The sequence below is a fragment of the Streptomyces odonnellii genome (assembly GCF_000981895.1).
In the GTDB taxonomy this organism is placed as follows: Bacteria; Actinomycetota; Actinomycetes; order Streptomycetales; family Streptomycetaceae; genus Streptomyces; species Streptomyces odonnellii.
Genome location: NZ_LATD01000059.1, coordinates 1 through 14,767, shown reverse-complemented (window position 1 = coordinate 14,767; position 14,767 = coordinate 1). Strand labels below are relative to the sequence as shown.

At 72.1% G+C, this 14,767-nt stretch carries 5 protein-coding genes and 1 pseudogene; 3 read left to right on the top strand and 3 right to left on the bottom strand.

Translation table 11 applies throughout. The features are described from left to right. Window positions 1-38: 38 nt before the first annotated feature. A pseudogene (locus tag WH07_RS41715) lies at window positions 39-4,634 on the top strand (type I polyketide synthase); the annotation flags it as partial. Between the two features lie 74 nt (window positions 4,635-4,708). Next, a complete protein-coding gene (locus WH07_RS07595) occupies window positions 4,709-11,077 on the top strand; it encodes a type I polyketide synthase (RefSeq protein ID WP_046496888.1) in 6,369 nt (2,122 codons plus the stop codon). A gap of 252 nt (window positions 11,078-11,329) precedes the next feature. Here the strand turns inward: WH07_RS07595 and WH07_RS07590 are convergent, their stop codons facing one another. Together WH07_RS07590 and WH07_RS07585 are read right to left on the bottom strand one after the other, a co-directional pair. Beyond that, on the bottom strand, window positions 11,330-12,340 hold the full coding sequence (locus WH07_RS07590) for a methyltransferase (RefSeq protein ID WP_046496886.1): 1,011 nt from the start codon (window positions 12,338-12,340) through the stop codon (window positions 11,330-11,332). A 43-nt stretch (window positions 12,341-12,383) separates the two neighbouring features. Next, on the bottom strand, window positions 12,384-12,875 hold the full coding sequence (locus WH07_RS07585) for a PhzA/PhzB family protein (protein ID WP_046496882.1): 492 nt from the start codon (window positions 12,873-12,875) through the stop codon (window positions 12,384-12,386). Window positions 12,876-13,060: 185 nt separating this feature from the next. Between WH07_RS07585 and WH07_RS07580 the strand changes: the two genes are divergently transcribed. After that, on the top strand, window positions 13,061-13,900 hold the full coding sequence (locus WH07_RS07580) for a PhzF family phenazine biosynthesis protein (RefSeq protein WP_046496877.1): 840 nt from the start codon (window positions 13,061-13,063) through the stop codon (window positions 13,898-13,900). Window positions 13,901-14,063: 163 nt separating this feature from the next. Here the strand turns inward: WH07_RS07580 and phzG are convergent, their stop codons facing one another. Further along, window positions 14,064-14,702, bottom strand: a complete 639-nt coding sequence (phzG, locus tag WH07_RS07575; RefSeq protein WP_046496875.1) for a phenazine biosynthesis FMN-dependent oxidase PhzG — start codon at window positions 14,700-14,702, stop codon at window positions 14,064-14,066. Between the last annotated feature and the right edge of the window lie 65 nt (window positions 14,703-14,767).

Here is a 14,767-nt window from a genome sequence, read left to right as displayed (position 1 = left end):
GCGAGGACAAGCTCCGCGACTATCTCAAGAAGGCCATCGCGGATGCCCGTGACGCGCGCAGACAGTTGCGCGAGGCCGAGGACAGGCACCACGAGCCGATCGCGATCGTGGGCATGGCCTGCCGCTATCCGGGCGGTGTGGCCTCCCCCGAGGAACTGTGGCGGCTGGTGGCCGAAGGCACCGACGCCATCAGCGAGTTCCCGGACAACCGCGGCTGGGACGTGGAGCGGCTGTACGACCCGGACCCGGACCACGCCGGTACGTCGTACGGGCGCGAGGGCGGTTTCCTGCACGACGCGGACGGCTTCGACGCGGAGTTCTTCGAGATGTCCCCGCGCGAGGCCCTGGCGACCGACCCGCAGCAGCGGCTGCTGCTCCAGACGGCGTGGGAGGCGCTGGAGAGCGCGGGCGTCGATCCGGCCGCGCTGCGCGGCTCCCGTACGGGTGTGTTCACCGGGGTGATGTACAACGACTACGGCTCCCGGCCCCATCTTCCGGCCGACGGTTTCGAGGGGTATCTGTTCAGCGGCAGCGCGGGCAGTGTGGCCTCGGGGCGGCTCTCGTACACCTACGGTTTCGAGGGTCCGGCGGTCACGGTCGACACCGCCTGCTCGTCCTCGCTGGTCGCCCTGCATCTCGCGGCGAACGCGCTGCGGAACGGCGAGTGCGATCTGGCGCTGGCCGGGGGCGCCACGGTGATGTCGACGCCGGTCGCGTTCGTGGAGTTCTCGCGGCTGCGCGGGCTGGCGGCGGACGGGCGGTGCCGTTCGTTCGCGGCCGGCGCGGACGGCACCGGCTGGTCGGAGGGTGTCGGGCTGCTGCTCGTCGAGCGGCTCTCGGACGCCCGGAGGAACGGGCACCGGGTGCTGGCGGTCGTACGCGGCAGCGCGGTCAACCAGGACGGCGCCAGCAACGGACTGACCGCCCCCAACGGTCCGGCGCAGGAGCGCGTGATCCGGCAGGCACTCGCCAACGCCCGGCTGACCGCGGCCGATGTGGACGCGGTGGAGGCGCACGGCACCGGAACGCGCCTCGGCGACCCCATCGAGGCACAGGCCCTGCTCGCCACCTACGGACAGGACCGGCCCGCCGAACGACCGCTGCTGCTCGGCTCGTTGAAGTCCAACATCGGACACGCCCAGGCAGCCGCCGGGGTCGGCGGAGTCATCAAGATGGTGCAGGCCATACGGAACGGCGTGCTGCCCAAGTCGTTGTACGCGGACGATCCGACGCCCATGGTCGACTGGGACTCCGGTGCGGTGGAGCTGCTGACCGAGGCGACCGACTGGCCGGAGACGGGCCGCGCGCGCCGCGCCGGGGTCTCGTCCTTCGGTTTCGGCGGGACGAACGCGCATGTGATCGTGGAGGAGGCCCCGGCCGAGGAGCCGGCGGCCGAGGCCGAGCGCCGCCCGGCCGGGGTGGTCCCCTGGATCCTCTCCGCCAGGACTCCTCAAGCCCTGGCCGACCAGGCACGCAGACTGCTGGCGCATGCCGAGGCCGACCCGTCGCTGACCGCGCGGGACATCGCGTACTCCCTCGCCCTCACCCGCACCACACTCGACCACGGCGCGGTGACCGTCGGCGCGGACCGCGATGAACTCCTGGCGGGGCTACGGTCGTTGGCGGAGGGAGCACCGACGACCGGTGGCCGCACTCCGGGGCGGCTCGCCTTCCTCTTCACCGGTCAGGGCGCGCAGCGCATCGGTATGGGCATGGAACTCTACGCCGCCCACCCCGCCTTCGCCGAAGCCTTCGACACCAACTGCGCCCACTTCGACCCCCACCTCGAACGCCCCCTGCGCGACGTCATCACGACCGGTGAAGGACTGGACGACACCGCCTATACGCAACCGGCGCTGTTCGCCCTGGAAGTCGCCCTCTACCGGCTCGTCGAAAGCTGGGGCATCACCCCGGACTACCTCACCGGACACTCCATCGGCGAACTCTCCGCCGCCCACATCGCCGGAATCCTCACCCTCCCCGACGCCACCCGACTCGTCACCGCACGCGCCCGCCTCATGCAGACCATGCCCCCCGGCGGAGCCATGATCGCCATCCAGGCTCCGGAGGCAGCGGTACGGCCGCTGCTCGAAGGACGGGAGACCGAAATCGGTGTCGCGGCCGTCAACGGCCCTGCCTCCGTGGTGATCTCGGGCGATGTCGAGGCGGCGACGGAGATCGAGGCGCGGCTCAAGGAGCAGGGGTACCGCACCCGGCGGCTCACGGTGTCGCACGCCTTTCACTCGCCCCATATGGACGGCATGCTCGACGACTTCCGCACCACCGCCAAACAACTCACCTACGCCGAACCAACCATCCCCGTCATCTCCACCCTCACCGGACACCTCGCCACCGGAGACGACCTCCGCACCCCCGACTACTGGACCAACCAAGTCCGCCACGCCGTCCGCTACCACAACGCACTCCAGACCCTGGAGTCGCAGGGCGTCACCACCCTGCTGGAGCTGGGCCCGGACGGCGTCCTCACGGCTCTCGCGGCGGCGGGCGCGGACCGGCCCGAGGCGCTGACGGCCGTACCGGCGCTGCGCCGGGGACAGCCGGAGGGCCGGACCCTGGTGAACGCGATCGGCACACTGCACCTCAACGGGGTACGGGTGGACTGGGAGCGGTCCTTCGCGGGCACCGGTGCCCGGCGCGTCGCCCTGCCCACCTATGCCTTCCAGTCCGAACGCTTCTGGCTCGCGCCCGAAGTCCCGGAGCCCGGCACCGCCGAGGGGACCGGGCTCGTCCAGCGTGCCTGGGAGCCACTCGAACTGCCGGAGCCCGCTGAGCCGGTGCGCTGGGCCGTACTGGCACGGGAGTGGCCGGACACACCGCAGGACACACCGCACAACGGACCGCAGGGCACACGGCTGGACACACCGCACAACGTGTCACAGGAAGCACCGCAGGACGCACCGCTCGACGCGCCCCGTTTCGCACGGGTCGCGGACCTCGCCGCGCAGGCCGAGGCCGAGGGCGGCGCGCGGCCGACCGCCGTGCTCCACCGCCTCACCGCGTCGGCCCGGGCACCGCACCAAGCGCTCGCTCTCGCCCAGGAATGGCTGGCGGAGGACCGGCTGCCGGGTGTTCCCCTGGTCGTGCTCACCAGCGGCGCGGTGCCGGCCGGCGAGGCCCCCGACCCGTACACCGCCGGGGCGTGGGGGCTGCTCAGCTCGGCGCAGTCCGAGGCACCGGGCCGGATCGTCCTGGTCGACGCCGCCTCGGCCGTGGACCCCGTCGTCCTCGACTCCGTCGTCGCCTCGGGCGAAGCCCGTACGGCCGTACGTCCCGAAGGGGTGCTCGCGCCCCGGATCCGGCCCGTACAGGGGCACCGCTCTCCCGCGGCGCTCGATGCCGGGGGTACGGTCCTGATCACCGGCGGCACCGGCACCCTGGGCTCGCTGGTGGCCCGCCATCTGGTGACCGCGCACGGTGTGCGCCATCTGCTGCTGACGAACCGTCGGGGAGAACAGGCCCCAGGAGCCGAGGAGTTGGTGTCCGAGCTGTCGGGACTCGGCGCCTCGGTCACGGTCGCGGCCTGCGACGCCGCCGACCGGGAACAGCTCGCCGCGCTGCTCGGCACCGTACCGGAGGAGCACCCGCTCACCGCAGTCGTCCACACCGCGGGCGTCCTCGACAACGGCCTTGTCTCCGGGATGACGTCCGAGCGGCTCGCCGCGGTACTCGCGCCGAAGGCGGACGGGGCCCGGCATCTCGACGAACTGACCCGGGACCTGGACCTCGGCGCGTTTGTGCTGTTCTCGTCGGCCGCCGGGGTGTTCGGCGCGCCCGGCCAGTCCAACTACGCGGCCGCGAACGCCTGTCTCGACGCGCTCGCCGAGCGGCGGGCCGCCGAGGGCCTGCCCGCCACTTCCGTCGCCTGGGGGCTGTGGCGGTCCGGAGGGATCAACGCGCATCTCGACGAGACGGAGCTGAGCCGGTTCGCGCGGGACGGCTTCCGGGCCGTCACCGACAGCGAGGGCCTCGCCCTGCTCGACCGCGCCCTGGCGTCGGGACAGCCGGCGGTGATCGCCAGCGTGGCGGGAGCGGTGGGCGCCCGGGGCCCCGCCCGGCCGACGGCACCGGACGGCGCCGCCGGCCACGCCGCCCTCACCGAACGGCTGGCGGAACTGCCGGGACCGGAGCGGGAGCGGTATGTGCTGACCCTGGTCAGCGAGGAGGTCGCCTCCGTACTGGGCCATGCCTCGGCGGAGGCCGTCACACCCGACCGGCCCTTCCAGGAACTCGGCTTCAACTCGCTGACGGCCGTGGAGCTGCGCAACCGGCTCGGCGCCGCCGCCGGTCTCACCCTGCCCGCCACCCTGGTCTTCGACCACCCGACCCCGGCGGCGCTCGCCGCGTTCCTGCTCACCCGGGCGGCACCCGCCGCCGAAGACCCGGCGAAGGCCGTCCTGGCCGAACTGGACCGGCTGGAGGCCGCGTTGGCCACTCTGGCCCCCGAGGACGAGTCCCGCCCCACCGTCTCCGTACGCCTGCATTCGCTGCTGGGGAAGCTCAACGCCAAGACACCGGATCCCGGTGGCGAGGAGCCCGGCGAGCCGTTCGCGGCCGCGTCGACCGACGACATCTTCGACTTCATCGACAACCAGCTCGGCCGGAGCTCGGGCTGACACCACCGGCCGGCCGGAGCGCCCCGCGTCCGACCGGCAAGAGACCGACACCGACAAGGAGAGACTGATCCCGCATGTCCGCTGACCCGTCCAAAGAGCAGAAGCTGGTCGACTATCTGAAGTGGGTCACTGCGGATCTGCAGAAGGCCCGTGAGCGGATCAACGAGCTGGAGAACGCCGGTGAGGAGCCGGTCGCCATCGTCGGGATGGCCTGCCGGTTCCCCGGCGGGGTCACCTCGCCCGACGGTCTCTGGCGGCTGGTGGCCGAAGGCACCGACGGCATCAGCGAGTTCCCCGCCGACCGGGGCTGGGACCTCGAACGGCTCTACTCCCCCGACGCCGACGCGCCCGGCACCTCGTACACGAAGGAGGGCGGATTCCTCGACGGGGCCGCCCTGTTCGACGCGGGGTTCTTCGGGGTGTCGCCCCGCGAGGCACGGGCGATGGACCCGCAGCAGCGGGTGCTCCTGGAGACCGCGTGGGAGGCGCTGGAGGACGCCGGGATCGATCCGGCGTCGCTCAAGGGCTCCAGCACCGGGGTGTTCGCGGGGGTGGTGGAGCAGAGCTATCTCGGTCTTGAGGGGCCCGAGGAGCTCGAGGGCCATCTGATGACCGGCCGGCTGAGCAGTGTGGCCTCCGGACGGATCGCCTACACCCTGGGCCTTGAGGGCCCGGCCGTGTCGGTCGACACCGCCTGCTCGTCGTCGCTGGTGGCGCTGCATCTCGCGGCGCAGTCGGTACGGAGCGGGGAATCGGCGCTGGCACTGGCGGGCGGCGCCACCGTCACCGCCACTCCCGGCGGTTTCGTCGACTTCTCCCGGCAGAAGGGCCTCGCCCCCGACGGGCGCATCAAGTCCTTCGCGGCGGCGGCCGACGGTACGTCGTGGTCGGAGGGCGTGGGCATCCTCGTCGTCGAGCGGCTGTCGGACGCGAAGAAGAACGGGCACCGGGTGCTGGCGGTCGTACGCGGCAGCGCGGTCAACCAGGACGGCGCCAGCAACGGCCTCACCGCCCCCAACGGCCCTTCCCAGGAACGGGTCATCCGCCAGGCACTCGCCAACGCCCGCCTCACCGCCGCCGATGTGGACGTGGTCGAGGCCCATGGCACCGGCACCCGCCTCGGCGACCCCATCGAGGCACAGGCGATCCTGGCCACCTACGGTCAGCACCGCCCGGCCGAACGGCCCCTGCTGCTCGGCTCGTTGAAGTCCAACATCGGGCATACGGTCGCGGCGGCCGGGGTCGGCGGCGTCATCAAGATGGTGCAGGCGCTGCGCCACGGGGTCCTGCCCAAGACCCTGCATGTCGATGAGCCGACCCCGATGGTCGACTGGTCCTCGGGCGCGGTGGAGCTGCTGACCGAGGAGCGTCCTTGGCCGGTACGGGAGGACGCGCCCCGGCGCGCCGCCGTGTCCGCGTTCGGGGTGAGCGGGACGAACGCGCATGTGATCGTGGAGGAGGCGCCGGCCGAGGAGCCGGCGGCCGAGGCCGAGCGCCGCCCGGCCGGGGTGGTCCCCTGGATTCTCTCCGCCAAGACTCCCGAGGCCCTGGCCGACCAGGCACGCAGACTGCTGGCGCACGCCGAGGCCGACCCGTCGCTGACCGCGCGGGACATCGCGTACTCCCTCGCCCTCACCCGCACCACACTCGACCACGGCGCGGTCGCGGTGGGCACGGATCGCGATGAACTCCTGGACGGCATAAGGGCGTTGACCGAAGGAACGCCGCTCACGATCGCGCGCACCCCGGGCCGAGTGGGCTTCCTCTTCACGGGTCAGGGCGCGCAGCGCATCGGTATGGGCATGGAACTGTACGCCGCCCACCCCGCCTTCGCCGAAGCCTTCGACACCATCTGCGCCCACTTCGACCCACACCTCGAACGCCCCCTGCGCGACGTCATCACGACCGGTGAAGGACTGGACGACACCGCCTATACGCAACCCGCCCTCTTCGCCCTCGAAGTCGCCCTCTACCGGCTCGTCGAAAGCTGGAGCATCACCCCGGACTACCTCACCGGACACTCCATCGGCGAACTCTCCGCCGCCCACATCGCCGGCATCCTCACCCTCCCCGACGCCACCCGACTCGTCACCGCACGCGCCCGCCTCATGCAGACCATGCCCCCCGGCGGAGCCATGATCGCCATCCAGGCGTCCGAGGACGAGGTCCGCCCCCTGCTCAAGGGCCGCGAGGCCGAAATCGGCATCGCCGCCGTCAACGGCCCCACCGCCGTGGTGATCTCCGGCGACGCCGAGGCGGCCGAGGAGGTGGCCGCGCGGCTGCGTGAAGCGGGCAGGAAGACCAGCCGTCTGCCCGTCTCCCACGCCTTCCACTCGCCCCACATGGACGGCATGCTCGACGACTTCCGCACCACCGCCAAACAACTCACCTACGCCGAACCCACCATCCCCGTCATCTCCACCCTCACCGGACACCTCGCCACCGGAGACGACCTCCGCACCCCCGACTACTGGACCAACCAAGTCCGCCACGCCGTCCGCTACCACAACGCACTCCAGACCCTCCAGGAACGCGGTGTGACGGTCTGTGTCGAGCTGGGACCCGACGCCGTCCTCAGCGCCCTCGCCCAGAATGTGTTCGACAGCGGGCGGGGCGGGGTCACCACCGCCGCCCTGCTGCGCCGCGGCCGCCCGGAGGCGGAGACCCTGGCCGGCGCGCTCGGCCGGCTGCACTGCGCGGGGGTACGGCCGGACTGGGCGGCCTATTTCGCGGGGACCGGCGCCCGGCGCGTCGCCCTGCCCACCTATGCCTTCCAGCACGAGCGGTACTGGGTGGAGCCGGCCGGGGCGCCGGCGGACGCCGCCGGGCTGGGGCTCGTACCGGCGGGGCATCCGCTGCTCGGGGCCGCGCTGCGGCTGGGCGGCAGCGACGAGACGGTGTTCACCAGCCGGCTGTCCCGGAGCACGGCGCCGCCCTGGCTGGCCGGGCAGACCCGGGGCGGGGTCGCGGTGCTGCCCGAATCCGCGTTGGTGGAGCTGGCGGTACGGGCCGGGGACGAGGCCGGCTGCGGCTCCCTGGACGAGCTGCTCGTCGCCGAGCCGGTGGTACTGCCCGCCGAGGGCGGTATCCACCTTCAGGTCCGGCTCGGTGCCCCGGACGCCGACGGGCGGCGCGAGATCACCTTCCACTCGCGCCCCGACGACGCCGAGGTGCCGTGGACCGCGCATGCCCATGGGGTGCTCGGGGCCGTACCGGGAACGCCGTCGCCGGGCCTGGACCAGTGGCCGCCCGCCGACGCTGCCGAGACCGCTCCGGAAGCCGTCTACGAGCGGTCGGCCGGGACCGGGGTGGTGTACGGGCCGGAGGTCCGGGCGCTGACCGGGCTCTGGCGGCGGGGGCGCGAGCTGTTCGCCGAGGTGCGGCTGCCGGAGGGGGCGCGGGCCGAGCCGGGCCCGTACGGACTGCACCCGGTGCTGCTCGACGCGGCCCTGCTCCCGCTGCTCACGGACGCCGGGCCCGCGACCGTCACCGCCTGGCAGGGGGTACGGCTGTACGCGGCCGGAGCGACCGGCCTGCGCGTCCGTCTCACTCCGTGCGACGACGGCACCGTGGCGGTTCGGCTGGCCACCCCCGCCGGGCAGCCCGTGGCGGACATCGCGGCCGTCACCGTACAGCCCCTCGATCTGCCGGCTCTCGCGGCGGGCGCGGCCCGTGACCACGAGGCGCTCTTCCACCTCGACTGGACGCCGTACCGTCTCGCCCTGTCCGACGCCCCGGCCACCGACACCGTCGTCGAGCGTCTGCGCTCCGCCGACGCCGCCGACCCCGTTGCGTCGCTGCACGCCACCACCCGCCGTGCGCTCGAACTCGCCCAGCACCGGCTGGCCGACGAGGAGAACACCGACACCCCGTTGACCGTCGTGACCTCGGGCGCCGTGAGCACCGGGCCCGGTGAGCCGATCAGCGATCCGGGCGCCGCCGCGGCCTGGGGTCTGCTGCGGTCCGCGCAGTCCGAGGCGCCGGGCCGTATCGTCCTCGTCGACGCGGAGCCCGGGACCGACCCGGCGCTGATCGCCGCGGTCGCCGCCTCCGGCGAGCCCCAGTCCGCGATCCGCGGGGGCGTCGTGACCGTACCCCGGCTGTCCCGCACCCGGCGTCCCGGAACCACGGCCGAGGCGCCCGCGTTTGACCCCCAAGGCACGGTCCTGATCACCGGCGGCACCGGCTCCCTGGGCTCGCTCTTCGCCCGCCATCTCGTCACCTCGTACGGTGTCCGCCATCTCCTGCTGGTCAGCCGCCGTGGCGAACAGGCCGCAGGAGCAGCCGAGTTGGCGAGCGAACTCACCGGGCTGGGCGCCACCGTCACCATCCGGAGCTGCGATGTCTCCGACCGGGACGATCTCGCCGCCCTGATCGCCGGAATCCCCGCCGACCACCCCCTCACCGGGATCGTGCACACTGCGGGCATCCTGGACGACGGGCTCGTCCCCGCGATGACGCCCGAACGGCTGACGGCGGTGCTCACCCCGAAGGCGGACGCGGCCTGGCATCTGCACGACCTCACCCGCGGGCTCGACCTCACCGCGTTCGTGCTGTTCTCCTCGGTCGCCGCGCTGGTGGGCGGTCCCGGCCAGTCCAACTACGCGGCCGCCAACGCCTCCCTGGACGCCCTCGCCCAGCACCGCGCGGCCTCCGGTCTGGCCGCCACCTCGATCGCCTGGGGTCTGTGGGCCGAGGCGACCGGGCTGACCGGCGGGCTCAGCGAGACCGACCTGAAGCGGATCGCCCGCAGCGGCCTGCTGCCGGTACCGACCGCCCAGGGCCCGGCCCTGCTGGATCTGGCGCTCCGCGCGGGCCGCCCCGACGCCGTGGCGACCCCGCTCGACTTCGGCGCGCTGCGCGAACAGCCGCGTATCTCCCCGGTGTTCACCTCGCTCGTACGGCGCCCCGCGCGGGAGACCGTACGGGACGAGGCCGCCGAGACCACCACGCTCGCCGAGCAGCTCGCCGGGCTCGACGAGGAGCGGCGGCACGAGGCCGTCAGGGACGCGGTGCTCGACGAGATCGCCGGGGCGCTCGGGCACTCCGGCAGCCGGGGCATCGACGCGCGCCGCCCGTTCCAGCAGCTCGGTCTCGACTCGCTGACCTCGGTGGAGCTGCGCAACCGGCTCGCCGCCCGCACCGGTCTGAAGCTGCCCGCGACCCTGGTCTTCGACCACCCGGACCCGGACACGCTGGCCGCGTATCTGCTGACCCGGCTCACCGGGGCCAGCGGCTCCGGGGCCGCGGACACGGAAGCCTCCGGCACCGTGGACTACGCGGCGGACATCCAGCTCGCGGACGACATCCGCCCCGCCGGCGAGGTCGTGCGTACCGCCGTCGATCCGCGCGACGTACTGCTCACCGGCGCCAGCGGATTCCTCGGCGCCTTCCTGCTGCGGGATCTGATGCGTACCACCACCGCCCGGATCCACTGCCTGGTCCGGGGCGCCGACGACTCCGCCGCGTACGAGCGGCTGCGCGAGAGCCTGGAGTGGTACCGGGTCTGGGGCCAGATCGATCCGGAGCGGCTCTTCGTCCTCGCGGGCGATCTGGCCGAGCCCCGGTTCGGTCTCGCCGAGGACACCTTCGACGGCCTGGCCGTTACCGTCGATGTCGTCTACCACGCCGGGGCGACCGTGCACTGGCTGCATCCGTACCCGGCCCTGAAGGCGGCCAATGTCGGCGGTACGGAGGAGATTCTGCGGCTGGCCGCGCGCCACCGTACGGTGCCGGTCCACTATGTCTCCACGGTCGGCGTGTTCAACGGGCCCGTGACACCGGGCGTTCCGCTGAAGGTGACCGATCCCACGGGACCGGCCGAAGCCCTGCCCAGCGGCTATCTCCAGAGCAAGTGGGTCGCCGAACAGGTGCTGGACCTGGCCAGGGAGCGGGGCATTCCGGTGTCGGTGTACCGGGTCGACGTGATCTCCGGCGACCAGGTCAACGGCGCCTGCCAGACCCGCGACTTCGTATGGCTCACGCTCAAGGGCCTGCTTCAGTCGGGGGCCGTGCCGTCCGGTACGGGAGGGCGCTTCCATCTGCTGCCGGCGGACTATGTGAGCGCGGCGATCCTCGGGGTCTCGCGCGATCCCGGCTCGGCGGGCGGCACGTTCCACCTGTTCAACCGCAGCTCGCTGAGCCTGGCGGACTGTGTGGAGCGGCTGCGCGGTCTGGGGTACGAACTCCGGGACACCGGGCGGGAGGAGTGGACCGAGGCGGTGCGCTCGGACCGCGACAACGCGCTGCTGCCGCTGCTCCACGCCTTCGAGATGATGACCACGGACACGGACGCCTTCTATCCGCCCATCGACACGGCCGAGACGGACCGGGCGCTGGCGGGCACCGGGATCGTCTGCCCGCCGCTGACGGGTGAACTCTTCGACAAGTACGTGGAGTTCTTCGTGGCGGAGGGCCACTTCCCGGCGGCCCCGGCCCGCTAGGGCGTGTCTTCAAAGTCCCGTCTGCCCCACGACGCCCGGCACGCGCACTCGCTGTGTTGTCGGAGTCGCCCGAGTACGTCCAGTACGCGGGCGATCCTCCGCCTTGCGATTGCACGCACCGGACGCCGCGAGGCCCGCCCTGCGGGCGGACGACGCTACTTCCGAAACACGCCCTAGACGCCGACGCGACAAGGGCCGGCCGGGGTTTCCGGCCGGCCCTTGTCGCATGGGGCACGCGGGACTCTTGTGGTGTCAGGCGCGCGGGGCCGCGATCAGCGCGGTGGTCTCCATGGGGAGCGTCGCGATCCGCTCGATGTCGAAGCCGGCCCGGTCGAGCAGGGACCGGAACAGCTCGTCGGAGCGGTGCCTGCCGCCGTTGGTCATCAGCAGATGCAGGTCCCACAGCGCGGGCAGCACCGTGGAGTTCTCGTCGGTCACGGTCCGGTCGAGGACGAGCAGCCGGGCGTCGGGACCGGTCATCGCCTCCCGGCAGAGCCGGAAGGCCTCGACGGCGTCGTCGTCCGTCCATCCGGCGAGGACCCGGCAGAACAGATACACGTCGCCGCCCTCGGGGACGGCCTTGAACATGTCGCCGCCGTGCAGTTCGACCCGGTCCAGCCCGATCTCACGGGAGAGGTACTCCCGCGCGATCGGTATGACGTGCTCGCGGTCGATCAGCTTGCCGCGGGCGTCGGGGGCGGCCCGCAGGAGCACCGACAGCAGGTGGCCGTTGCCGCCGCCGCAGTCGACGATCGTCTTGCCGCCGGAGAAGTCGAAGACCTCCGGGACGTAGTCGAAGAAGAGATTGCCGGCCTTCATGGTCCGCTGGAACCGGTCGGCCATGTCCTTGTGCCCGTCGAGATACGGGTACAGGGCCTCGCCGTAGGCGAGTTCGAAGCCCGCGGTCAGGGTGGTGAAGCACTCCGCGGCACGGCCCCAGGCGGTATAGAACTCCTCGCCGTAGAGCAGGCACATGTCCCGCATCGACCCGGGCCGGTCCATGAGCACCTCGGACACCGGGGTGTTGAGATACCCGCTCCGGTGGTCGCCCTCGAACACGCCCATCGCCACCAGCAGACGCATCAGACGGCGGATGCCCTCCTCCTCGGCGCCGGTCGCCCGGGCGAGTTCACCGCTGGTGGTACGGCCGGCTTCGATGTGGTCGGGCAGGCCGAGCTTCGCGGCGGTGTGGACGGCCTGGGCGCGCCAACCCCCGGTGATCAGCTCGATGACTTCTTGGGCCGCCTTCAGGTCGGCTTTCACTGTGCACACTCCAGGATGTCGCGATAACCGGGTTGTGACGGGCTCAGGTGGGAATGCCGCCCCGCTGGATCACCGGAATGTCTATGCCCAGCGCGCGGAGCTGGTTGTACGGGTTCATGAACTCGCGGTTCTGCACGATCTTTCCGTCGTCCAGCAGGAACGAGTGGATGAAGTGGTTCTCGTAGTGCCCGGCCGGATAACCGGGGAAGAGGATCGCGCCCTTGCCGTCGCACTCGACCCAGAACCGGTTGGGATCCTGTGTCTCGTAGATCTCCACGTTGTACCAGACCCAGTCGGGGAAGCACTGGAGCGACCATTCGCCGTGCGCCTTCAGCTTGTCACGGCCGCGCGAGACGATCGGTTCCTCGGTGTCCGCGGTGTAAAGGCCGCCGCTGCCTTCCTCGGTGAAGAGCTGATAGCGGGTCAGACGGCCTTCACCGGTCCTGCTCATGTAATCCTCGACCACGGCCCGGTTGCGGCGCCTGAGTTCCGTATCGTCGTCGGACACCGGTGTGTTCACGGTGGCTTCGGCCATTGCGGACTCCTCGGGAGACGATGGCTGGCGGGGCCGGGAACGCACCCGGCCGGTCCGGAAAACCTTATACGGGCCGCCCGGTGTCCAACCGGGGATTCCCTTCCGTTGGACACCCGGGCGAACTCCCGCACTTGGACACCGGGGATTCATTGCCGCCCCGCCCGGCCGCCCGATAATTTTCAGGAATGCATGAATACGTAGTCGCCGATGTTTTCACCGACAAGCCTCTTTCGGGAAATCCGGTGGCCGTCTTCCTGGACGCCTCGGACCTGTCCGCCATTCAAATGCAGCGTCTGGCCCGGGAGTTGAATCTCTCGGAGACGACTTTCGTTCTTCCGCCGCGGGACGGCGGCGATGTGCGGGTGCGTATCTTCACTCCGGTGAACGAGCTGCCGTTCGCCGGACATCCGACGCTGGGCACCGCGATCGTGCTGGGCGCCGCCACCCGGGACGACCGGCTGCTGATGGAGACGGCCCACAGCACGGTCCCGTTCACCTTCGAGCGCGGCCCGGACGGTGCGATCCGCTCGGCGCGGATGCGGCAGCCCGTCCCGGTCTGGGAGCCGTACGAGGAGGCCGAGGACCTGCTGGCCGCGCTCGGGGTGAAGTCCTCCGTGCTGCCGGTGGAGGTCTACCGCAACGGTCCGCGCCATGTGTTCGTCGGGCTGGAGAGTGTGCCGGCGCTGTCCGAGGTGACGCCCGATCTCCGGGCTCTGGCACGGCACTTGGACATGGCGGCCAACTGCTTCGCGGGCGAGGGGACCCAGTGGCGGGCGCGGATGTTCTCGCCCGCGTACGGGGTCGCCGAGGACGCGGCCACGGGCTCGGCCGCCGGTCCGCTCGCCATCCATCTGGCGCGGTACGGGCTGGTCCCGTTCGGCCGGCGGATCGAGATCCGCCAGGGCGTGGAGATGGGCCGCCCCTCCACGATGCTCGCCACCGCCGAGGGTGCCGGTGAGCGGGTCGAGAAGGTGGAGGTGGCGGGCTCGGCCGTCATCGTCGCCCGGGGAACGTTCCAGCTCTGACACCGGACGGGGTCCCGGCACACCGGCGGCGCGGCCGGACCGTACGGCCGGCGCCGAGAGCCGTACCGTACGGTCACCGCCGCCGGGCGCGGCCGGATCGTACGGTCAGGCTGGAACCGTACGGCCGCGCCCGAGGCCGTACGGTCACGGTCGCGGCCCTACGTCACGGTTGCAGCCGCACGGCCGTCCAGCCGTCGCCGTTGCGGTCGTACCGCAGGCGCCTGTGCAGCCGGTCCGCGCTGCCGTGCCAGAACTCCACCGCGGACGGCCTGAGCAGATAGCCGGCCCAGGCCTCCGGCCGCGGCAGCTTCTCCCCGCTCTCCGCGAGGACCCGCGCCTGCTCCCGCAGCGCCTCCTCGTCCTCCAGCGGTTCGCTCTGCCGGGCCACCGCCGACATCGGGTGGGTGGCCGCGGGACGGGCGTTCCACAGCGCGTCGGACTCGCTGTCGGGGAGGCGTGTGGTGGGCCCGGTGAAGACGATCTGCTGCCTGGTCTCGCGCCAGTACCAGACCCCCGAGGACCAGCCGGTGGCCACGATGTCCTGGCCCTTGGGGCTGCCGGCGTGGCTGGTGAAGACCAGGCCCTCGGCGGTGAGGGCGATGGTCTGGACGGTACGGTTCGACGCCCGGCCCGCGCTGTCGGCGGTGGCCAGCGCCAGCGCCCCCGGTTCCCGTACCCCCAGCTCCTGCGCTGTCTTGAACCAGTCGCGGAACAGCGCGACGGGGTCGGCGGGCGGCTCGTCGAACTCGGGCAGCTCCAGATCGACGGATCCGGCGAAGGTCAGTGGATTGTCTTCCGGCATGTCTTCTCCGTGGACGCGGGAACGAAAAGTCGGGTCGGGCAGAGGTCAGGGCAGGGATACGGGGG

Excerpts from the sequence above, each read along its gene's own strand:
- WH07_RS07595 (WP_046496888.1), top strand. The coding sequence starts at position 4,709 with ATGTCCGCTGACCCGTCCAAAGAGCAGAAGCTGGTCGACTATCTGAAG.
- WH07_RS07585 (WP_046496882.1), bottom strand. The coding sequence starts at position 12,875 with ATGGCCGAAGCCACCGTGAACACACCGGTGTCCGACGACGATACGGAA.
- WH07_RS07580 (WP_046496877.1), top strand. The coding sequence starts at position 13,061 with ATGCATGAATACGTAGTCGCCGATGTTTTCACCGACAAGCCTCTTTCG.
- phzG (WP_046496875.1), bottom strand. The coding sequence starts at position 14,702 with ATGCCGGAAGACAATCCACTGACCTTCGCCGGATCCGTCGATCTGGAG.